Origin of the sequence: Dolichospermum sp. UHCC 0352 (genome assembly GCF_009711925.1) — a bacterium.
Classification (GTDB): domain Bacteria; phylum Cyanobacteriota; class Cyanobacteriia; order Cyanobacteriales; family Nostocaceae; genus Dolichospermum; species Dolichospermum lemmermannii.
Window position 1 is genome coordinate 23,687 of record NZ_VIKY01000157.1, and the last position, 24,703, is coordinate 48,389.

Genomic DNA, 24,703 nt, shown 5'->3' on the forward strand with positions numbered 1-24,703 from the left:
TTATATTACAGAGAACTTAGCCTGAACAACAATATCATTGAAATCCAAATCACCACCATTAGGTAAATCTTCAAAGCCCCACATATTATCACCCAAAGAAAGAACATGATCTTTCTTGTCGGGATTAGCGCCCAAGAAAGCAAAGTAAACAGGTACGCCCGTATTACCTAAAGCACCATCCACAGTACCATTAGCAATCAAATAGGGAGCATAAATCTTACCACCAGCAAACACACCTTGAGTACCAGCCCCATGGTCATTCATTATTACACCATGCAACTGACTATTACGGATAGCGGCTTGATCATAACCAGCATCACCAGGACGGAACAAAGTACCAGTTAAACCATCCTTCACAGTTCCTTGAGTATCCTCAACCTCATAGAAACCAATAGTATTATCATAAGCCGCCTCACTAGCAACCACAGGGAACAAAGCCTGAATTTCTTTACCATTGAAATCTCGCAAATCAACAACTTCCATACCTGATTGTCGTTGCAAATCAGCACCCAAAGGCACAGGTTCATTAGTAGTTTCCACCGTTAATACTAAATCCTTTTGAGCATCACCCAATTGGTCTTGGAAACTCAATTGCAACTTACCAGCAGCCAGTTCATTAATATCCAAAATCTCGGAACTGCTGCTATTAAACGGAGAACCCAATAACACCCGATTCAACAAACTAGAATCAGCCTTCACCGCATCCAAACTAGTATCCTGCAACAACACAGCACCCAGATATTGACTTTGGAAACCATCAATAATTTTCGTGGGATCAGCAATGAAATTATCAGGAATTACAGAGAAGATAATTTCAGCACGTTGGAGTAAAGCATTGAGATAACCATTTTGACCTGGTAATAAACCATTCACAGCACCTTGTTCATTGTCATAAGCCACAAAAGCAACTTCATGAATGACTTGTTTCTCTAGATGCTTACTATTCAGAGAGAATTTGAGCTTCTGATTATTTAACTGTCCTTGCAATTTCAAAACATTGTTTTGGTTGTTAAAGACTACTGCTGATTTAACAGAAACATTAACTGAAGCTGAATCTGTACCGCCCTTACCATCATTAACTTGATAGGTGAATTTATCTATTCCCGTGAAATTGCTGTTGGCAGTATAGATAATAAAATCATCAGTTTTGTCATTAGGTGTGCCATTATCATTAATTTGCACTTGCCCATGACTGGGAGTAGAAACAATGCTCAAAGTTAAAGAATTATTATCTAAATCTTTGTCATTGTTGAGAACATCAATATTAACTGCTGTGTTAGTTGTAGTTTGGGCGTTGTCATCTTCAGCAATGGGGATACTATTTAAATTGTTGGTATTGATACCCAAAGGTGCAGTAGTCTGTAATCCCAATTCTTTAGATAATTCATTTTTCTGACGGGGTAACAGGTCGGTATTGAAATTACGGGCATAAATTTCGCTATAGTTACCCACCTCTTTAATCATCTTCACTACAAAGTCATTGGGTAAACCAAGAGATGTACCGATATTTCCTCGCAGTCCTAAGAATGCCTGAATTTCTATTGATGAGTTATTTTCCTTGAGGTCATCGGTATTATCAGCAATGAATTGATCAATATTTTCAGAGGTAATGCCATATTCTTCCGCTTGTTTTAAGGCATTTGTTACCCAGCGCACTACATCAGACCAATCTGATTGATTTTCATCAACAATTAGGGCTAAAGGCTCTTTAGTGAAATTATCTCTGATAATTTGATGTTCTTCGGGATGGGGTAGGGAAGAAATTCTACCTGCTAGTAAGGAAACATCATTAAAAACAGCATCTACTTGTTTGCTGTCGTAAGCAGCATACATCTCACTGCTGCTGCTATAAATGACGGGATTGATCTTGACATCAAAGACCTTGAGGGCATCTTCTAGGTTTTGTAAGGCTGTAGTTCCTGCAACTACACCAATTGTGCGACCGTTGAGCAGAGGTAAAGCAGTAATACCACTATCTAATCGTGTCAAAAGTCCCTGTTCGGTGTAGAGATAAATGGGACTGTAGTCAACACCCAATTTGGCATCACGCATCAGGTTTTGGGTATATGCACCAGCAGAAACATCGACTTTACCATTAGCAGTATTAGCAAAACCATCGTTAAATTGCTGAGACACAAATTCAATCTTGCTGGCATCGCCAAATACTGCTACTGCGATCGCTCGACCTAAGTCAATATCAAAACCTTGGTAAGTACCATCATTGTTCTTCTCAACAAAACCTGGGAATGTAGAGCTTTCTGGGATACCAAATTTGAGAACTCCGCGCTGTTGAATCTCTGTGAGCAAATTGCGTTGATCATTATTAATTAATTGGATATCTTGGGTGACACCAGAGAAGGGTGGAGAATACATTAATCCATTGTCTGTCCACAGAAGATTGCGATCGCGCTCTAATTTAGAGAAATGACGTTGATAAATTTCCCCATAGTTACCAACTGCCTCGATGATTTGCACGACAAAATCATTGCGGATATTTAATGCTTTTCCTAGTTCATCTTGCAAACCTAAGAAGCGACGAATCGCCGGTGAAGCATCATTCTTGGTATCAGTATCAGTATTCTCGGCAATAATTTGGCCAATGTTTTGGGAAGTAATACCAAATTCTTCTGCTTGAATGGTGGCATAAGTCACCCAACGGACCACATCTGCCCATTCTGATTCATTTTCTGGCAATACCAAAGAAATGGGTTCTTGAGAAAATTCTACGTCGAGGATGCGGTTTTGAGCTATGGCATCACCTAAACGATTGTAAATTAATGCCCTGTCTGTAGAAATAGCAGCTATCTCGCCATTCTGATATGCCGCAAATAATTCATCTGTTGTTTTAAATTCTTTGGGTGTGAAGTTAATTCCCTGGGGTGTTAACAGGTTTTGCAGATTACCTAATGCATTGGTATCACTGACGACACCAATAATCAACCCGTTCAAATCTGAGGCATTTTTGATCGTGCTATCGGCTTTAACTGCGATCGCTTGGTAATCATAGAGATATGTAGGCCCAAAATCTACATTCAGTTTAGCATCCCGATCAAGATTTTGGCTGACTCTCCGCGTAGTTAAATCTAAAGTTTGGTTAGCCACCTGTGTGAAGCCATCGTCAAAAGAAGTTGTAACTAATTTGATTTTGCTCTCATCACCAAACAAGGCAACTGCTATGGCTTTCACAAATTCTAGGTCAAAACCCAAGGTGGTAGCATAACTGTTTGATGTTCCAAAGGTGATGTAACCACGTTCTAAAACTTTGTCTAGTAAGGATTTATTACTAGTATCTGTAGATTCTGGTATGGAATTAGCAGCAGTAACACCAGTATTTATAGTCTTTAAGGGTTCTGTTGCTGCTTTAACTTGCGGTGTTACTTCTGGTATGGCTTGAGGTGCATCAACAATCTGAATAATTTCACTCAGGTTCGGGAAGAATGAGTAAGTTGCCCCATTATTTTGGATCAGTGCCAGATTCTTACCTTGGAAATCTAAGATGCCACTGAGGAAAGTAAAATCATTGAGGTCATTAACACCAAAGCCACTCTGGGAAATTTGGATTTTATCACCTTGATTGGGATTGAAATCTAATAGAGTATCAAATCCATCATTAGCAGAATTGAGGAAGAAGACATCTGCACCTTGACCACCATTGAGGATATCATCACCCAAGCCACCAATTAAGATATCATGACCTTCACCACCAACTAACCAATCGTTATCTTCATTACCGACCAGGGTATCATTACCGCTTTGTCCTTCTATTTGGTCATTACCTGCATTACCTTCCAGATAGTCATTGTCCACCCCACCTTTGAGGATGTCGATCCCTGCACCACCTTGGAGACTATCTTCGCCAACACTACCTTCAAGAATGTCGTTTCCGTCCCCACCATTGAGGCTATCATCCCCATAATTGCCTTCTAGAAGATCATTACCTGCACCACCAATCAAGGTATCGTTGTCTTTACCACCACGCAACAGATCATCACCTGCTTGACCATCGAGGATATCACTACCATAATCACCCTCTAGGCGGTCATTGCCGGCTGCACCTGTCAAAGTATCATCAGCAAAAGTACCAAGCTTAACAATGGCTGTAACTGGGTTATTAACTACACCTTGATCATCATCTGCAATTTCAATTAATCCAACTGTGCCTGTGGGGTCAATGGTATAACCTTCACCTACTGATTTCAGTCTTAGGGCAATGGTTTCTAAGGGTTCATCAATGGTATCGTTGAGGGCTGTAACTTTAATGGTGGCACTGCTTTGACCAGGAGCAATATACAGTTCACCAATGTTATCTGCGGATACGTCTAGTTGATAGTCTTGGTTGAGAGTCGCAGTTCCGGTGAGGGAGTAGAAGACGGTTAAACCTTGGTTGGGTGCAGGTTGGTTGAGTTCAATAGTGAATTCTACTGAGTTGGTACTGTTTTCAGCTATTTCTTTGTTAACTGTAACTACGCGAATCCGACGGTTGCCAAAGGCCGCGATGTCTGCATCCACGAAGGTGTTACTCTTCTGGAGAGTAGTTTGAAACTCTTGCTCAACCGCTGCTGATGTTTTCTGACCTTGAGCCAATTCTGTTACCAACTTGGCACTATCACCCTGTACCAACCGTTTCATTGAAGCTATAGCTGGCAACACTTCAGCGAGAGTTCTCTTAGTAGCGATTTGGGCAATTTGAGATAAATATTCGTTACCTTGGACGACTATTTGCGCTACTGTATCTAACTGTTGTTCTGTAGCTGTAAGATTTCTTTCTGTAATCAGGAAGCTAAAGAAGGGTTTAAGGTCAGTTTCTTTAGTGAAATCTAAACCTGTCTGGGTTTGTGCGGAACGTTGTTGGAGGAACTTAGCGAGTCCAGCGATCGCATCTAGTAAATTATTAGGATTAGCTTGTCCCTCTGGTGTAGCAGTTTGCAACCCATCCAATAATGCTCTACCTTGATTGAGCAATGCCTGAATCTGTACATGAGTTAAGTAAACTTTTAAGCCATTTGCTGAGTTTTCACCTACAGCTTTGAGAGGATCAAAGGTTTCTAAATTAACTGCTAAATTTAGCCCTAATTGCTGTTTAACTAAAGTATTCGCTTCATCTCGGTCTAATCCACCTTGTACCAGCTTTGCCTGTAAGCTGGTAAGGGGAGTAATAATTGTTGCACCAGGTAGAGCAATTAACGCCCCTGATGGTAAGCCACTGGAAGTATCAAAACCTCCTAAACCCAGCAGTTGTCCTTCATTGATATCTATTTGTCCATTGTTGTTTTTATCCAGTTCTACAGGCAAATCAAGATTAAATTGACCATATTCATCCGTAATGGATTTAATTTCTTCTTCATCCCACTGATTATTAAAGTTGACATCAAAGAATATCGTTGCACCAGCAATATAGCTTTGAGACAGTGCGCCACTAGCACTAAATCCACTTGCGCCCAAGGAGAATTTCGCTAAATTAAAGCGGGCAAATTCTTTTTGCCATACTGTACCTACGATGGCGACGCTGACTTTAGCATCGAGGAAAGCATCAATATTTCCATTCAGGTCAAATAATTGTAATGGGTTGTTGATCCGAGAAATAATCTCAGAACCGCGAATCTTGCCATCGCTAGTACCATTATTTTCGCCAACATCATTGAAGCCTAGACCAACTTTCCCCTGAATGCCACCGCGCATAAAAGCACTAGCAAAACCAACATCTAATCCTAATCCTGCTGCAATAGTGGCATTCAAAACTAACTCATCAATATCTTGTCCTTGAGCATTCCAATCACCGACGTAAAAACCATCAAAGATTCGATAAATATCTTTAAAGGCAAAGTCTTTGTCTTTCCATTGATTGACACCATAGCTATCAAATCCAACCAGCAAATTAGTTTTAGCACTAAACTCACCACTTAGCTGACCTGCTATTGGCCCCCAAATGGGGAAGTTTTTAGACATTGCAAAGTTAAAGTCGAGGTCGGGAACATCATAAATTACCAAATCTGTAGTTTTACCCAAGAGCAAATCAATTGCTTTCATGGGGTTAGTAAGGACAGGGAACTGTAAACCTTCAATATTTTTCAGCTTGCTTAGGAAACCACTGGCAGGTTTACCACTACTTTTTTGTTCCGCTTGTTTGATTGGGTCTATGGTGCTATTGGTTGTTTGTAATGCCGAGGTATTGCCGTTGTTATTTGTTTCGACTTTATTGGCTGCATCTTTCGCATCTTTACTGGCAGCTTTAAAGCCGCTTAATGTATAACTGCCCAAATCAATAATAATTGGTTGATTGGCAGGCATCTTACTTAATTCAGTAATCAATCCAACAATATCACCAACTGCCTTAATGAATTTTTGTGATGTTTCTATTTTGGCTTTCTGGTCAGCAGGGGCTAATTTTTTAGCGATTTCTAACAGGGTAACTTTCCCATCTCTGTTATCGTCAAATCCACTTAATCTCAGTGTAGTAAAGAGTTTCGTATCGCTATTGAGTAGTTGAATAACAGGTTTCAGAGGCTCAATTATTTCGTTGACTTCTTTGATAATAGGTCCAATCAAGTTACTTATGAACGAGCCTAAGTCAATAGCTATATTATTCAGCTTGATATTTGCCCCGGTTTTTGATGCTTCCTGTTGATTGCCGTAGTTAAATACGGGGAAGTTAGCGGCTAAATCGAAACTAAAGGCAGGGAAGGCAGGATTACCTTCGATACTGGTTTTGGTTGTGAGTCCCAGATTAGCTCCACCAGTCAATTGATATTCCACTAGATCAAAGAAACCTTGTTTGGCTTTTCCTCTGCCTTGTTTGAGCAGATCAATTAAGTCTAAGGCACTTAACCGTCCACCATCATCAATACCTTTAGATGTCCATTTACCATTGCTGTAAGTTAGACCTAAATTTAAACCGCTCACTGTTCCGTTGAGGCTAATTTCTTTACCAGCAGTACCCTTAATAATACTCAACTGGGCGTTATCTAGTTTGATATCAGGGATATATTGGGTAATTACTTCTGGTAAACCAAGACTGTTAATAGGAACTATTGATTTGAGATCGAGACTTTGCGGTGCACTGAAGAGGAGGCGATCGCTACCAACAAATAAGTTAACAGTTGGTAAATATGTGCTGATATTGCTGGGTAATCCCAAAGCTGTAGCTAGTGTATTTAACTCAACCTCACTGCTAGCAAATTGATATTGAGTAGTGCCTTGACCAAAGTTACTTAAAGTTAAACTGGTGTTTTTTAAGGTTAACTCAGGAATCGTGGTAAAGATGCTATTTAGTTCAATAGCCTTGATTACTTGATCCAATTTGATCGTATCGGCACTAAATTGTAATTTGTCGTTGGCTAGGGATAGGTTAACTGGACCAAAGGCAGTCAATATTTCCTCAACTGGTTTAGAAATGGTAGTGGGTAGAATTGATCCAGCTTTATTAGTTAACCAATTTGCTAATTGTTCTGTGGGCAATTTGTCGGCTTTAAAGCTAAAGCTAGCATCTTTCCAAGTTCCAGGAGTACCACTAGCTGTTACTTCCGGTTTGGTAATCGTGACACTGGGGTTAGTAATCGGTAAATCTAAGCCATTAAAGGATAGATTATTGATGCCAGGGATTTTCTCTAAAACATCAGCTAAATCTAAAACCCCTTGGTAGGTAATTTGAACTGTGTTTTTGCCTAGTTGCAGGTCAATACGTCGTGCTAATTCTAGTAAATCATCAACTACATTGAGGACACTTTGAGGCAGTTGGGAAGTAGCTTGTTTGGTTAGCCAATTTATTAATTCTTCCTTCGGTAAATGATCTGCTGCAAAGGTATAATTGGCTTTGCTGATTCCTTTATCTAAGTCATAGATAGTGAGGATGGGATTAGTGATTGGTAGGGCTAAACCAGTGGTTTGTAATTCAGATAAACCAGGAATTTTTTGAATGACTTTGGCAGCGTCTAACGTACCTGCATAACTAATTTGTAGTTTGTTGTTTTTGAACAGGACATCAAAATCAGCCGCAGTATCTATCAGGGCAGTAACTAAATCTTTGATGGATGTAGGTAAGGCATCTTTCGCCGCATCTATTAACCATTTCTTCAAGCCATCTTTATTCAGTTTTTCGCCAGTAAAGCTAAAGTCTATAGGTTGTCCTGTAACTTTTGTGAGGGTGATCGCTGGATTGATAACTGATAGTGTACCAGCAGGGGGTAAAGGGACATCTTTGACCCCTGGAATTTTTTGCAGAATGCTCAATATATCCAAACTGCCGTTATAAAGAACTTGAATGTCATTTTTATCAATTAAGACATTCACGTCTTCAACTACACCAGTGATACCTTCGATGATATTTGTGGCAACTTCTGGTAGGGAATTTACCACTTTCTTAGTTAACCAATCTTTTAACTGCTTAACAGGTAGCTTATCTGCTTTAAAGCTAAAGTCGGCATTTCTACCAGGATTAAGAATGGTGATACTGGGATTTTGAACATTTAGGGTTAAATCGGAGACATTGAAGCTATCTGAATCACCACGAATACCCTTAATAATATCCATCAGGTTCAAATTTCCCTGATACATGACCTGCAACTGACTGTCACCAAAGCGCACATCCAGGTTTTGTCCGATGTTAGCTAAGGTGTTAAATATCGATAGCAGTTCGCTGGGTATAAGGGCTTTTGCTTGGTCTTTTAACCAGTTAATTAATTGTTCTTTGGGTAATTGAGCAGCAGCAAAGCTATAGCTGGCATTTTTACCTGGGTTGGTGATGGTGAGACTAGGGTTAAGAACTGGTAAATCTAAACTTTGAATTGGTAGTTCATTAACTCCAGGAATTTCCTTGAGGACATTACTTAAATTCACTGTTCCTTGGAAGGAAAGTTGAATTTGATTTGTACCAATTTCTAAGTCAATGCCTTGAGCGATCGCACTCAAGCTACCGAGAATTTTCGCTACATCTGCGGGCAGTAATTCTGTAGCTTTTTCTTTTGCCCACTTTGCTAATTCTTCTTTGGGTAAGCGATCGCTCTTTAATAGATACTGTGTCTTGAGTCCTGTACCTGGTTTGGGATTAATAATGGTAATGCTGGGATTGGTGACAGGTAAGTTCAACCCTTTGAAGAAACTAACATCTTGCAGTCCAGGAATTAAACCAATTACTTGGGCAATATCCAAATTACCGTTATAGGCAATTTGCATTTGTCCATTACCCAAAGTAAAGTTGACATCCTTGGCTATGTTCAGTAATTTATCCAGAACACCTTTCACCTCAGCAGGTAAGATATCGGTGGTGGTATTCTTCGCCCAGTTAATTAAATCTTGGGTAGGTAGTTTATCAGCCGCAAATACATAATCAAATGTGGCCAGAGTTGCACCTGCGGCTTTACCTTTATTAATCAAAGTAAAGCTGGGATTAGTAACATTGAGTTTTAATCCATTCAGAGGTAATTCTTTCACTCCTGGGATCAAACTCGCTATCTTCATTAAATCCACATCACCCCGGTAGTTAACTTGGATGATACCCTGACCAAAGATCACATCTAAATTTTCTGACAGATTATTAAAGACTGACTTAACTTCTGTCGGTATTTGACTGCTGATTAAATCGAGTAATTCCTGTTTTGGTAACTTGTCAGCCGCAAAGCTAAAGCTGGCATTTTTCCCAGGGTTAAGGATGGTGAGACTGGGATTAATAATATTCAGTGGTTGGGTAGTCGCAGGTAGTAAGTCTTTGACTCCTGGAATCAACCCCAGCACTTTCACCAAATCAACAGCACCATTATAGGTAAGTTGAATTTGGTTATTACCTACAACTACATCTAACTGTTGTGCTTGGGCTGTGATAGTATCGAGAACCGATTGTACATCAGTGGGTAATTGCTGTTTAATCCAAGTAACAAGTTGTGTTTTTGGTAACTCGTCTGCGGCGAAACTGTAGCTGGCATTTTTGCCAGGATTAGTAATTGCCAAACGGGGGTTAAGAACGGGTAATTGCAGATTATTGACAGGTAGTTCTTTTAATCCGGGAATTTCTTTGATAATCGTCGCTAAATCCAGTGCGCCTTGATAGTTGAACTGCACTTGATTACTACCCAACTGCACATCCATCTTATCTGCTACAGCTAGGAGTGAATCAACAATACTCCGTACTTCCGCAGGTAATTGGTTTTTAATTTCTGTTCCTAACCATTCAGTTAATTCTTGTTTGGGTAAACTTTCCGCGGATAAGCTAAAGGTGCGAGTTTTGCCGGTGCGTGTAACTGTAAAACTGGGGTTGAGAATAGGTAATGTGAGATTGTTGGGGGTGAAACTTTCTAACCCTGGAATTGTTTTCAGTGCTTTAGCTAAATCCACTGTTCCCAAATAGGTGATTTGGGTTTGTGTATCTCCTACCACTAAATCAATTTGGGCAATTTCATTGAGGAGTCCAGTTAAGAAATTCTGAACACTAGCATCAGAGACATAGGTTTTTACCTGTTCGGTTAACCATGTCTTCACCTGATTCATGGGGAGATTATCTACCCCAAAACTTAAACTGGGTGTTTGTTTGGGATTGGTGATGGTAATGCTAGGGTTAGTGAGAGTGAGATTTAAGCCTTTGAGGGGTGATAAGAAATCTCCTAGTTGAGTGCCGATTTGATCAATGATAGTTTTGAGGTTTAAATCACCCAAGTAACCTATTTGAATTTGGTTATTGCCAAATTTCAGGTCAATATTTTTCACTATATCCAGTGCTTTTTGCAGAAATGATTGAACATCGGCAGGTAATTGTTGGAGAAGGGTCGTTTTTACCCAGTTGACTAATTCAGCTTTGGGTAAACTATCACTGCTAAATGTGTAGTCAATATTTTTGAGATTCTTAGTACCCAAATTGCTTAATGTCAAACGGGGATTAGCCACAGGTAAAGCTAAACTATCTAGGTTTGGTAATTCTTGAATACCGGGAATTACCTTGACAATTTTGGCTAAATCAATATTGCCTTTATAACCTAGTTGTAATTGGCGATCGCTAAATAATACATCTACCTGTTGAGCAGCATTAGAAACGGTATTTAAGATTGATTTCACATTATCCGGTAACTGTTGCACCAACCAATCAATTAATTCTTGTTTCGGCAGGTTATCAGCAACAAAGCTGTAATCAATATCTTGACTATTAGGGTTAATAATTGTCAGTTTAGGATTAGTGACAGGTAACTTCAGTGTATCCAGTGGCAAATCTTGAATTCCCGGTATTTGTTTGAGTATTGCCCCTAATTCTAAATTACCCAAATAAGCAACTTGAATTTGATTTTTACCCAGTTTCAAGTCAACATTTTCTGCAACTTGCAATAAATTATCTAAAACGTTTCTTACTTCTTGAGGTAACAGTGATACAGCTTTTTCCCTCAACCATTTAGTTAATTCGTCTTTGGGCAATCTGTCAACACTGAAGACATAATCAATATTGTTAACACCTTGCTCTAAATTGACCAATGTCAAGCTAGGATTGGTAACAGGTAGATTCAACCTGTCTAAGGGTAAATCACTCAAACCAGGAATGAACTTAATGAAACTATCTAATTGCAAATCACCTTTATAAGTAATTTGCATTTGCTTTTTACCCAGAACCAAATCTACGCGCTCTAATTCTGAAGTCAACAACTGGTTTAAAATCGTTTGTACTTCTTGTGGTAATAAAGATTTACCCTGATTTCCTAACCAATTAATGATTTGACGTTTTGGTAAACTATCCACAGCAAAAGCATAATCAGGATTAGCAGATGTGGGATTAGTAATTGTCAAACGCGGATTAGTAACATCTAAGGTTAATCCTCCCAAGGGTAAATCTTTAACACCTGGAATTTCCTTAATGAGAGTTGCTAAATTTAAATTACCTTTATAAGCAACCTCAATTTGGTTTTTCCCTAATACTAAATCAACTGTATTTGTCAGGGCTAAGAGTTTATTTAAAACATCTTGCACTTCTGTGGGTAATAGGGTCGTAGCTTTCTGAGTTACCCAATTTGCTAGTTGTTGTTTAGGCAAGCTTTCCGCAACAAAAATGTAACTTGCATTCTTACTCTGAGGATTGGTAATGGTAATGCTGGGATTTTTTACAGGTAAGCTTAAGTCATTTAAAGGTAATTCTTTAACACCTGGAATTTCCCTAATTACCGTAGCAATATCTAAATCACCTTTTGCAGTAATTTGGATTTGCTCTTTACCTAATACCAAATCAACATTTTGTGTCAGTGCCAAAAGTTTATTGAGAACCTCTTGCACTTGTGTAGGTAGCAATGTTTTAGCTTGGTTAGATAACCAATTTACTAACTGTGCTTTGGGTAAACTTGCGGCTGTAAAAGTATAATTTGCACTCTTGCTACCAGGATCGGTAATAGTAATGCTAGGTTTTTCCACAGGTAAGGTTAACCCATTTAAAGGTAAATCTTTAATACCTGGAATTACTCCTCTTAACTGAGCTATATCTAAACTACCTTGATAAGTAACTTGGATTTGGTCTGAAGCAAACACTACATCCAAATTTTGTCCTAGTTTCAGCAGTTCATTGAGAACTGTTTGCACTTCTGCGGGTAATAAGGTTTTGCCTTTATTTGCTAACCAAGTGACTAACTCTGCTGTAGGTAAACTATCAGCAGCAAAGGTATAGTTAGCATTTTCTAAACCAGGATTGGTAATCGTTAATCTAGGTTTCGTGACAGGTAATTTCAATCCATCCAGTGGTAAATCTTTCACCCCTGGAACTACGGTTTTGAGTTGTGTTACATCTATTGTTCCCAGATAGGTGATTTGCAGTTGTTTGTCATTCAAGCCAATGTCAATCTGTGTTGCATCTTTGAGGAGGGTTTGCAATGCAACTTTCACTTCTGGAGAAGCATTTTTCAGAACCGCAATTAGCTGTTGATTGATTGCAGAGACATCTGTATCTGGCTTCCCTAACCAAGTTCTGATGGTTTGTGCAGAGATGTTGCTAAAAGTAGAAGTTAACGGTGCAGTGGCTAGAATTGTTTGTAAATTCTGGTTATACTGTACAGTTTTTTCTCCTACTGTTTCCGTCAGGGTTTTGTCAGCTACAGGAATTTGTTCAATATCCTGACCGGGGACTGTAGTGCTAGGTGCTTCAGGTAATGTAGCTTGAGAATCGGTCAGAGGTTGGATAGCCTCTTTTTCCGTTGGTACAGAGGGTAAGGTTTGGGTTTGGGGAATTGTTATCTGATCAGCAGGAGTAGTTTCCACTTGAGATGCAGCCACATCAATGGTTGTAACTGCTGGGGTTGCTTCTTGGAGGTTATTCTTACCTGCTTGTGGGTCTTTGAGTTTGATGTTAAAGGAAATCCCTAATTTGGTGGGATTTTTGGGATCATCAGCAAAGTCTACTTGCAAGAAGCCAAGATTACCCTTACCTTTGAAATCGTCTAAATCGAGGCTAACATCTGCATTAAATTTTGTTTTCTCTGGATCAAGATAAAAACCGAGTAGTTTATTGATACCAAAGCCCAAGCTAACATCATATTTAAAGTCACCTGTGAGTTGTCCTTGGGTGTCAAAACCAATACCTAGTGCTGGCACACCTAAATCACTGGATAAATCCAATTTAAACAGGTTGTACTCTTTGCTCAAGTCAAAGGCAAAGTAGACATCAGTATCTGTCATTTTTGTAGTGACATTTACCCCTGGTATGCCTAACTCCGTCAAAGCTTTTTCCAGAAAATTGTCTAGTTGAGTGGAAGTAAGTTGATCTGGTTCTAGTTGATTTATTTGCTTACTGACAAGATTACCTAAATCTGCCATTAAGGTGGGAGAACGACCTTCTAACGAGCCGATGATGGGCAATTCCAAATTGTTAATTGTGGATTGCAGGGTATCCAAACCTGCTTTTATCCCTTCATTGGTTTGGGTTTTATCTAATACCCGATCAGCTAAACCTACGATTTGATCTGCTACTGGCAGATTGTTGTAGTTGGGGTCACGACTGGTAATTTGATATTGAATGCTGGCTTCATGGGGCTGACTGGGATTGGTATCATCTTCGACAATCCCATCATCAATGGCTTGGATATTGACAGTTTGCAGCTGATACCAGTTGTCTGGTTGGAAAGTTAAGGTAATGAAGTCAGCCGGTCTAATGATCTTCTTTGTAGGATCTTTAGGATCAATATCAACATTAATAAACCTTAGCTGTTTTTTCTTGTTATTGTCTTTATCAACAATGAATGTATTACTGGTTAAGGTTAAGGTGACTGGTGCTGAAGGTTCACTCAGTAAGGAAAGTTCATATTGGGAATAGCGAATTTCGTCTTTGTCATTGGTTTTAAAAGGATCATCCTCAATGGCTACTGCACGATTACCACCAGTGACAATTCTAATGCCAGGAACATCATTGTCAATGATATTCAGGCTAGATGACTTAGAATCACCTAATTTATAGCCATCACCGGGTAGTAACTCAACGGTGACAGTTTCTGATGGGAAACGGGCAATAGAATTAGCTGTAATTTGATTAGCTATGGACGAGTCAACTTCTACCTGAATCTGTCCTTTGTAATTGAGAACGTTATTATCAATAGGATTGTTTACAGTTGTAACTGTCCATATCGCCCCATTCTGTAAAGTACCATTAATGCCGTTAATACCCTGAATTTGTGTTGTTGTTCCTGGTTGGTTAAAATTACTGGTATTAGCACTGAAGTAAACTTTCAAATCAGTTTCTTGATCTGTAAGAAAACGGTTGATGTTTTCCTTGATTTGTTGTTGACTACGTACTGTGTCCCAAACCCTTAATTCAGCAATATCACCGTTGAAATACTTTTCATTTGACCAATTACTTTGGGCGATAAAGTTCTTGCTACGAGATATATTTTGAGCGATGTTTTGCCCAGCTTCTGATTTAACTAACTCACCATTAATGTAAAGAGAAGCATTACCTTTACCATCATTAACTCCAGCAACATGAATCCATTCTCCAGTAGGTATCTGACTATCTGAGGTGACTTCTGTATAGCTTGAGCCATTATATGTTTCTAAGCGTAATCTACCTGTAGCGCCGTCAAAGTTCAAAATGATATTATCGCTGCCTTGGCCATTACCAAAGTCAATAATACGGGCGCGAACATTACCAGTGTTACTTTGAGGATGTTGATTAACTCTCACCCAGGCTTCAACGGTAAAGTCACCACCCATTGTGAGACTGGGCAAAGAAGCATAATCATCAATACCATCAAAGCTAAACCAGCCTTGTCCAAATTGATCAATTCGACCTGGGGTTTTAACTGAACCTGTTTTTTGACCAGCCAATTCAACAATACTGGCTGTAGGTACATCAATTATATTCTTCTGTTCCAGAGTAAAATCAGCTAACTGAAGCTCAATTCCTCCATTGTTTTTGGTAACATTGAGACGATAATAACGATAGGGTTGTGGATTATTGACTGTAAAAGCTTGCTGTTCAAACCGATTAGCAAATTTAATATTTGCCCGTGTATCTAGTGGGACAAAATTTTGACCATCATTTGACCCTTGTAATGTCCAATCAACCGGATCTCGACCAGAGAAATCATTAGCTGAGGTAATGTAATATTTGCTTACAAGAGTAGGATTATTAACAAATTCGTACTGAATCCAACCTGAATTATTACTAATTAACCATTTCGTTTGTGAGTTTTTATCAGCAGCACTTTCCTTTTGTTCTCCATTGGGAGAACTTAAACTAGAAGCAGTAATGAGAATATTATCACTGGCTACTACGCCTTTAGCTGAGACATCTAAAGTTAAGGTGGTTTTACCGTTGTTAGTAGTGCCGGGAGTAACTTTATTAATGGTAAAAGTTAGGTCTTCAATTCTCTTGTCATCAATGGGAACAATTGGTAATAAAACTTGATTACCAAATACCCGCACTTTGCTCGTATTAATAGATTGGTAATCTGCGTTTAAAGTTGCAGTGCCACCAACGATACGATAGTTAACTTCAATACCTGTATTATCTGGAGGCAGGTTATTGGAATCACGATCTAATTCAATGATGAAATAGCCCGGTGTAGAGTAAATTTCTGCTCCGGCTTTGCCTGGAATAATTCTAGCAGTGGGAACATCGTTATCTTTGATGATAACTTCTAAGGGTTTGAAGAAAATATCGTTGGTGGTTTTCCACTGCACACCGTTTTGGAATACGCCATTGTGGTTATTTCCACTACTGTCAAAAATTTGGTTAGGCGTTGCTTGTTGGGAAGCGGAATTGTAATACAACTTCAATCCCGGCTCATTACCCACCAGGGATTTGTTCTTGTTCATATTGGCTTGAATCTGCTCTTGTGTGCGAGCAGCATTCCAAATTCTTACTTCGCTGATTTGTCCAGCAAATTGCCGTCCTGTTGCTTCGGCATTCTCACCAATCAATACATCATAATTATTTGTAGGAAGAGTCCGACTAACTTGAACTTGATTATCCAGTTGTCCATCAATGTAGAGAGATAATGCTGCACCATCATATACTCCTGCCACATGATGTAATTTACCATCATTGACATTAGTTATGCCTCCTACCACATTTGTTGTATTCCCACCACCAATCGCAAATTCTAAACTATTGGTATTGTTGTTGCGAGCTAACCGCCAACTACTATCACCTTTAGTAACAATAGATTGCCAGTTTTTGTTGAACTGATCAACTTTGATCCAGGCTTCAACGGTGATAACATCTGTGAAATCAAAATCCGATTCTCGATCTACTTTAATGTAGTCATCAATGCCATCGAATTGCAAGAAGGAGTTAACAGTGGTGCTTAGGCTGTTATATTTTGGATCTTCACCACTGACTTGGAATGCGATTAAACTCTTTTGCAGATATTCTACTTTGTTATCATCAACCGCAGTAATTTGAATTGTTTGCGGTGTATTCCAGTTTTGTGGATCGAAGGTGATGCTGTGAGTATCCCCTGGGTTTTTACCTAAGAAGTAAAATTCTTCATTACCAGGAGTCATCGTGACTACAACTTTACCTACAGGTTGACTATTCAGCTTAATACTAAAAGCGTCTCCTGCGCCTTCTGTTGTACTCGATAGGGGCGTAACTGTGAATCCTTGTGTGTCGTTATCATCATTGTTAGCGATGACTAATTGATCTTTAACGTGAAGATTAAATTCCGCTAATTGAAGTTCATTTGCACCGCTATTAGTTAGGATATTCAGTCGATAGTAATTGTAGGATTTACCGTTATCAAAGTCAAAGGTTTTAGTTTCAAAGCGATTATTAAATTTAACTCCAGACTGCTGATCTAGAACTTCAAAATTTTGACCATCGTTCGAGCCTAGTAATTCCCAATTGATGGGATCTCGCTGTGGAAAATCGTTAGCTGAAGTTAGGGAGTAACTATTAACAACTGCTGCACTATCTAAAAATTTAGCTTGCAGCCAACCTTGCTTGTTAAAAATTAACCATTTAGTAGCAGAATCGTTGTCAAAAGCTTTCTCTTTTTGTTCAGTTGTTGGAGAATTGGGATCGGAAACAGAAAGTTGATTGTTCGCTTTCCCTAGTTCAATTAATCTGTCAGTAATTCCTAAACTAACTTGATAATCATTGGTGTCATTGTAAGTGGGATCTTGGCTGCGGACACGATTAGTAATTGCATAACGAACTTGCCCATCAGCAACGCTATCATTTTGAGGAACAACCGAGAAGCTTTGGGGTTGATTCCAATTATCTGGTGTGAAATTCAGGACAATTTCTGAGTCGGTGATGGTAGTTGTATTGCGTGTTGTTGTTAATATTCCTTCACCGGGGTTGCTGCTAAAAAAGTATAATTGAACCTTATCTGTCGGTTTGCTGGTCAGTTGAGCGGTAAAGGTAAGAGGAGTATTACTGTTTTCCTGGGTTGAGAATTGTAAACTGCTGATGGGTTGCCCTTGGGCATTTTTCAACAAAATACCAGCTTTTTCATTATCCTGAATAGTAATAGTTTTCTGGACATTCTCTGGTTGCTCGGTATCAACTCGATAACCTTGTCTTTGATTTAATCTGATGTTGATAGTTTCGTTGCTTTCTTTGATTTGATCGCCAAAAGAGTTAATGGTAATTTCGGCGGTGGTTTGTCCTTCAGGAATGATAATAACTTGTTCTTGATATTGTAGTTTGCCATCAGCTGCACCAATTACCGCATCTAAATCACCATCACTATTAACATCGGCAAAAACAGACGCACTGTTAGCTTGTACTTTCCAAGTGTTGCTGGGCGAGTTGGCATTATCTAAGGTAAAAGCAGGTGTGGTGGCATTACCTGTGTTGCGATAGAAAGATATAGTACCATCTTTGCGTCCTACAAATAGGTCAAGGTCGCCATCGTTATCGGCATCTATAATATTGGGATTGCTGTTGTCACCGATATCAATATTATTGAAGGGGTTGCTAGTGCCTGTTTGGGCTGAGAAAGTGGGTTGTTTTGGTGTACCCGTGTTTTTGTAGTATTTGATTGTGCCATCGGCTGCACCAATAACTGCATCTAAGTCACCATCTTTATCCAAATCGGCAAAGGTAGGAGTGCTATTATCACCTACGTCAATACCATTAAAGGGATTATTTGTACTGGTGCGTAATCCAAATTTGATTCCTGTACTATCAGTAATATTTTCGTAGTAGGATATCTGACCTGCACTATTACCAATAATGATATCTAAATCCCCATCTTTATCCAAATCAGCAAAGGTTGGAGTGCTGTTATTGCCGATATCAATGCTGTTGAAGGGGTTTTTGCTTCCTGTTTGTTCAATGAAGGAAGGAAGTCCCGGAGAACCAATATTCTCATAAAACTTCACAGTACCATCAGCATTACCCAAGGCAAGATCCAAATCGCCATCTTTATCCAAGTCGGCAAAGCTGGGAGTGCTAAAGTTGCCAATATCAATCTGATCGAAGGGATTTGCAGCGCCAGTTTGTGACTGGAAGATATTAGTGTTAACTATGAAATCTTGGTTCAAGGTTGCAGTGCTACCATCTACAGAGAAGGAGACTGTCAAACCACCTTGAGGTGCTGGTCTATCGAGTGTAATTTGTACTTTTTGTGAACCGCCTTCTTCAGAAATGGTAGCATTGTTTCCTGAGAATTTTGCTACTGGTAAAGTTGGATCAGGACGAGTTATAGATGAATTAATAGCAGTATTACTGTCAATGTTTTGATTGGTAACAGTAATATTTTGTTGTAAGTTAGTGTTGTTGTAGTTAGAATCTGCACTGCTTGGTGTTGCTTGAATCTGATAAGTGATATTACTATCAACTAAAGTATCAGCCTTACCAACAACAGTAATTATTTGATATTGATCCCAATTATCAGGTGTGAAAACAATTGGAGATATAGTTCCACCTTGATAAAGTTTTAATTCACCTTCGGTTGTATTTAAACCTGTAAAACTAACAGTTACATCGCTACTGGGTTTACTTTGCAAACGAATGGCAAAACTTTCTCCATCTCCCTTTTCAGATGTTTGCAAAGGACGGAAGCTAGAGGCAATAATGGGAGTAGGTTGACCTTGTGCGTTTAAATTCTGTGAGTCAAAGGTGACATTGGCTATTTTTAATCCAGCAATATTGCTATCAATAAGTTCCAGGGTTTTAGTTTGGTTAGTGCTATCAATTGTGTAGCCGTTACCAGGATTTAAGGAAATAGTAAGATTTTCCTTTTGTTCTTTAATAGAGTCACTAACTGGAAAAATTGGTAAGATAGCAACAGTTTCACCTTTGGGAATGATAATTCTGTGACAGAGATTAAATTCCGCTAATTGTAGTTCGTTGGCTCCATTATTGCTAGTAATATTCAGGCGATAGTATTTATAAGCCTTGGTGTTATTGATTGCAAAAGTCTTAGTTTCAAAACGGTTAGCAAATTTAATCCCCGATTGTTGGTCTATTTTTTCAAAGTTGATACCATCGGTTGAAGCTAATAGTTCCCAATTTTGTGGATCTCTATTTTCAAAATCATTAGCTGAGGTAATGGTGTAGGTATTAAAAATAGCTGCATTATTTGGTAGTTGATATTGAATCCAAGCAGATTTAGCAGAAATCAGCCATTTGGTATTGGTATTGTTATCAAAGGCTTTTTCTTTTTCTTCACCTACGGGAGAAACCAAACTGGAAGCGGAAATTTGTCCATTAGCTGGTATGGTATTAAGTGTACTTAAATTCCCTGTATAGTCACTTCCTAAAGTTACAGATCCACTGACAGTATAGCTTACTGTCAAATCTTCTTTGGCAGGATGACTTAGTTGTAGTCTAAATTGACCAGGTTGATCGCTATTTTCGTTAATATTTCCATCTACAAACAAACTCAATTTAGGTGTACCTAAGTCTTGAGGTTGCGCTCCTTCTGTCACTTGGTTTTGGAAAGGTATCTGAGTAGTGACAGGAACAGAAATACCTAAGTTAACATAATTACTATCTGTACTGCTAACACTTGCTGTCAGATTAAAGTCGGAATTAACACTATTGAGTATTATTGTTTGCCATTGATCCCAATGATTAACAATTGGTGAATTCGGATCTGGTGCAGTGGAATTAGGTGTAACGTTGACTGATAGCTTATATTTACCAGAATTTTGGTTGCTATTATTAATTCTGGTTAAACCATAATCGACGCTATAATAAGCGACACCAATGTAGTAAGTATCGTCGGCTGTAATTGTATATTCAATCGAAGGATCGTTTGATCTGCCAGGAGCATCATCATTTTCAATGACAATTGAACCTTGGGAATTAAATAGTTTTAGTCTAGAATCTAAGTCAGAAATTCTGGGATTAGTAGAGCCAGCATCTACACGAATGCTAATTTTATCACCTTTGCGTAGGGCGATTTTAAATAAATCAATATCTGTTTTGGAATAGTCACTACTAATCTCACCATCAAAAGTGAAAGCAGTTGTTGTAATAGCAATAGCTTTCGCTGATGTATCATTACTTTCCATTGCTTCCGTCGAACCTTCCGTTAAACTCCTACTTCCTGAAGTTAATGCGGAAGATTTGGAAGCTTGATATTCGAATCGAATCTCATTACTATCTAAAGTCCCGACAGTCGGATTATTGAATTTAACAGTAACATCTTTGATGGGTTGACTGCCCAATTTTACTTTGAAAACTGCTTTGCCATCCCTTACTACTAAGGGATTATTCGTGGTAACTAATTGGTTATTTTGGTCAACAATGAATACTCGCGGTTGATAAAGACCACTATCTTCTATGGTGATGTTGGCGGTAATGTTGTTGACAATCTGACCATTTTGTTTTAACCGGAAATTGGAAATATCTTTATTATTGGTGACATCCAGATCAAAATGATAGGGTTGTATTTGAACAGTAATACTTTCATTATTTTCTTTAATGGCATCTGGTAATGCCATAAAGTAAATTCTAATTTTATTCGGGTCAATTACGGTGTTACCGGGAATATTTAAGTCTTCAACTTGGGGAATGATAATTCCATTTTGTTGGCTATCGGCTTGAAAGGAAACTTTGCGATATTGGGAATTGAGATAATCAACTCCTTGAATTACATTTTCTCCAGCCGTAATAGTATATTTTACCCACAATCCCAAGGAGTTGAGAATGGGTTTATCTGATTTTAATTCAATATAACCAATGGAGTAAGCATCTTCTTGGTCGGATAACAATGCCCCATATTCTTTAGCGTTTCTAACTGTTACCAGTTCTAAAGTGGGTTCATTATCTTCTATAGAGACTGTCGCAGACTGTTTTTGAGTATCTACCTGATAAAACTTGTTCTCAGTACCACTCCCGTTTGTCGGTTGTACCAGCCGAACAGTGACAGATTCGGTATTTTCTGCAACATCATCATCAATAGGTTCTACACCAATAATAATGGTTTTATTACTTTGCCCAGTATTAGCCTGAACAGTAATTTCGTTTCCAGTAAAGTATTCTTTCTTGCTATGGTCTGCATAACGCCAATAAAAGAGATAATCTGCACCTTTAGTGGTATTAATATGATTACCACGTATAGTGTTTGTTCCAGTTGTTTTGACGTATTTATTAGGATCTGAAGCATTTTTGTCAGTAACAGGATCTAAATTCAGTTTTAAGGTAAACTCCTTTGGTCTTTGTCGGTCAAAAATAAGTTTAAATTCGGCATTCTTGCCTCTGTCTTCTGACCCATTTATGAGGTTTTCAATGCCAATAATTGGTTCATCATCTATAATTGGAACATCAAGACTATAGCCGCTTTGATATTGTACTCCTGGAATAATTTCTATGCGGAGATTTTCGTTTGATTCAGCTATATCATCATCCGCAATATTGATGGTAATAACTTTCTCTTTCTCAGTCGGAGTTAAGGTTAATTGTCCAAGATTGGGATCTGAGAAATCATCAGTTGATGCACCGTTAAGAGGAAGTAGTCTATAAAAAACATTAATTCCACCTGCTGGGATAGTTGATGATGTGCCAATTTTAAATTGTGCTTTTCCATCTTCATCTTTTTCAGAAGCTCCTGTAAGAGACGAAATGTATATGTTAGGTCTATCAGTGTAAGGAATTAGACTGGTTGTTGGAATAAAACTTTTGGAAATAATTTCATTAGTTTTGTTATCGTTTGTCCAAGCTTGCCAGAGTAATTTGGCTTTGGCACCGCCACTATTTTCAAAATATTCCAAAGTAATTGGAACTACTTTTCCTTTTGAGAACGTCCTAATGTATCCACCGTCTTGGGATCTAGATCCATCTGACCAACGGTCAATATCGTAATTTGAAGAGTTATTAATCCGCAGCCTGACTCCATCATCAGTCTCTGCAGAAAATACATAACTTCCAGTTTCTGGAATGACAATACTACCTGTCCAACGCACGCTAAAGTTATTACTGTTAACTTTATTGTTGGGGCTACCATCACCCCAATCAAAATTAATAGCAGAATCAACTTGTGTATAAACTGGATCACCAGACAAGTCGCGGTTATTAAAATATTCCCCTTTTAACCCATACCCTAAATCATTTGGACCAGTAGCGGTACTACTCGCTAGGGGAATTAAGTAATTATTAGGAATATAGGCTTTACTACTTCCTGGTGGTTGCCATTGTAAATTTACAGCAGCACTAGCATCCCAATCAAAATAATCCATTTGGATGGCATACCATTTTCCCCCTTCTAAATAGATAGAAGCTGAATTTTCCTTATCTAACCCACTTTGATTCCATTCCTCAATAAGCCGCCTATTGTTGACCCAGAGACGAACGCCATCATCAGAATTTTCGTAAAATTTATAATCTCCCGTGCTGGAAGCGTACACATATCCTGTCCAGCGGACAATAAAATTATCTTGGTTTACGTTGGAGTTTGGTGGTGATCCCGTTCCCCAATCTTCACGAATCAAACCTGCGCTATTGCTGGTGGTACTTCTTGCAGACCATTGTTTTACTTCTGTTCTTTCAACTCCGTTTCCCTCTTTGGTGTTATTACCAATAAAATACTCTACTGTCAGAGGCAAAATGCCTGCATAAGCTTGTTGTCCTTCCGAGGAAATAGCAATCCCAGATTCAATATTTCCAGTGGCAAATTCTAAATCCCAATCTCCGCCTAACAGTGCATTACCTGTAATATCTACGGAGGCGGCAACATCTGTTCCTGTGAATATACTTAAATCCCTTAAAAACTCCTGACCCTGACCAAAACCGACAAGCCAAACAGTAAAATATCTGCTTCTGCTGTTAATGCCTTACGCCATTGTTGTAATTGCTCACGATAGGCTTGGATACTGTCGCGGTTTAGCCGAGTTGTTCCTAGTTGAATTTGTCCCTCACTACCGTGAGAGATAATTTGCACACTAGTAATATTTTGTCGCTCCTTAAGAGTATTGGTGATTTGCTCTATTCCGTCTTGATCTGCGTTGATGAGCAAAAATTCTGTATCGGGCTGAACTTGTTTGAGCAGGTTTTGATAGTTAGCAACCTGAGCATCAACAAAAACAATGGTGGTGGTGGGTGTGTTTGTTATCATTTTTCTTGTAGTCTTAGCTTTTTTAAGTAATATTAATCAACCGATAGGATTCCTACTTGATTTTTTAACTATACGTAAGGTAGGCATTGCCCAGCAAAACTCGGCTACGATGGGCATCGCCCACCCTTCACTACTTACTATTTTTCAGGAATCATTTAGGATTGCTATAAGTAGGTAAACAAAATAAAAATGAGGGGTATTGCGTTTTGTAAAATGGCTGAAACTTAATCAGAATCTCGCATTGAGACAACTTTACATACCGTTATATACCTTTAAATTTTTCTGTTCACCTACTTAGTTAAGCTTTCAGGACATTTTCCCAACGGTTAATAGTGGCATAGGTCACGCCTAGATAAGCCCCAAACTGTTCCTGGGTAAGTCCAGTGAGCAGGCGGAATTCCCGAATTAGCCCCCCAATTTCGGGTTGTTTGACCAGCAATGGTCTTTTCAACATCTGGTTCATGATAACATCAGACCTTATCTCTTAATTACAGTTTATTGATTATTTGTTTATAATACTTATTTTTGTCCCTAAAGTCTAATTCTTAACCGTTTTTAGTATACCTAATTGTTAAAATCATAAATTTTAATTGACCGTCAATGTAGTTTACTTGTGCTACTTTTTGAAGTGCGGAATGTGGGTTATATTATTAAAATCAAGCTACACAAAGGCTTATCAATTTCTGTTTGTACAAAAAACAAAACCCCCTCTAAATGAATAGAAGGGGCATTGTTGTTAAATAATAAAC

At 38.7% G+C, this 24,703-nt stretch carries 3 protein-coding genes and 1 pseudogene; all 4 read right to left on the reverse strand.

The features are described 5' to 3' along the window. Positions 1–23,445, reverse strand: coding sequence for a LamG-like jellyroll fold domain-containing protein (locus FJR06_RS10985; RefSeq protein WP_168651422.1), 23,445 nt, complete (start codon positions 23,443–23,445; stop codon positions 1–3). A gap of 57 nt (positions 23,446–23,502) precedes the next feature. Continuing rightward, positions 23,503–23,670: pseudogene (locus FJR06_RS24910) on the reverse strand (DUF4347 domain-containing protein); the annotation flags it as partial. Then, positions 23,604–23,954, reverse strand: coding sequence for a DUF4347 domain-containing protein (locus FJR06_RS10990; protein ID WP_168651423.1), 351 nt, complete (start codon positions 23,952–23,954; stop codon positions 23,604–23,606). The pseudogene FJR06_RS24910 and the gene FJR06_RS10990, both read right to left, overlap by 67 nt. A 298-nt stretch (positions 23,955–24,252) precedes the next feature. Next, positions 24,253–24,417, reverse strand: a complete 165-nt coding sequence (locus tag FJR06_RS10995; protein WP_254434411.1) for a DNA-binding transcriptional regulator — start codon at positions 24,415–24,417, stop codon at positions 24,253–24,255. Positions 24,418–24,703: the final 286 nt, after the last annotated feature.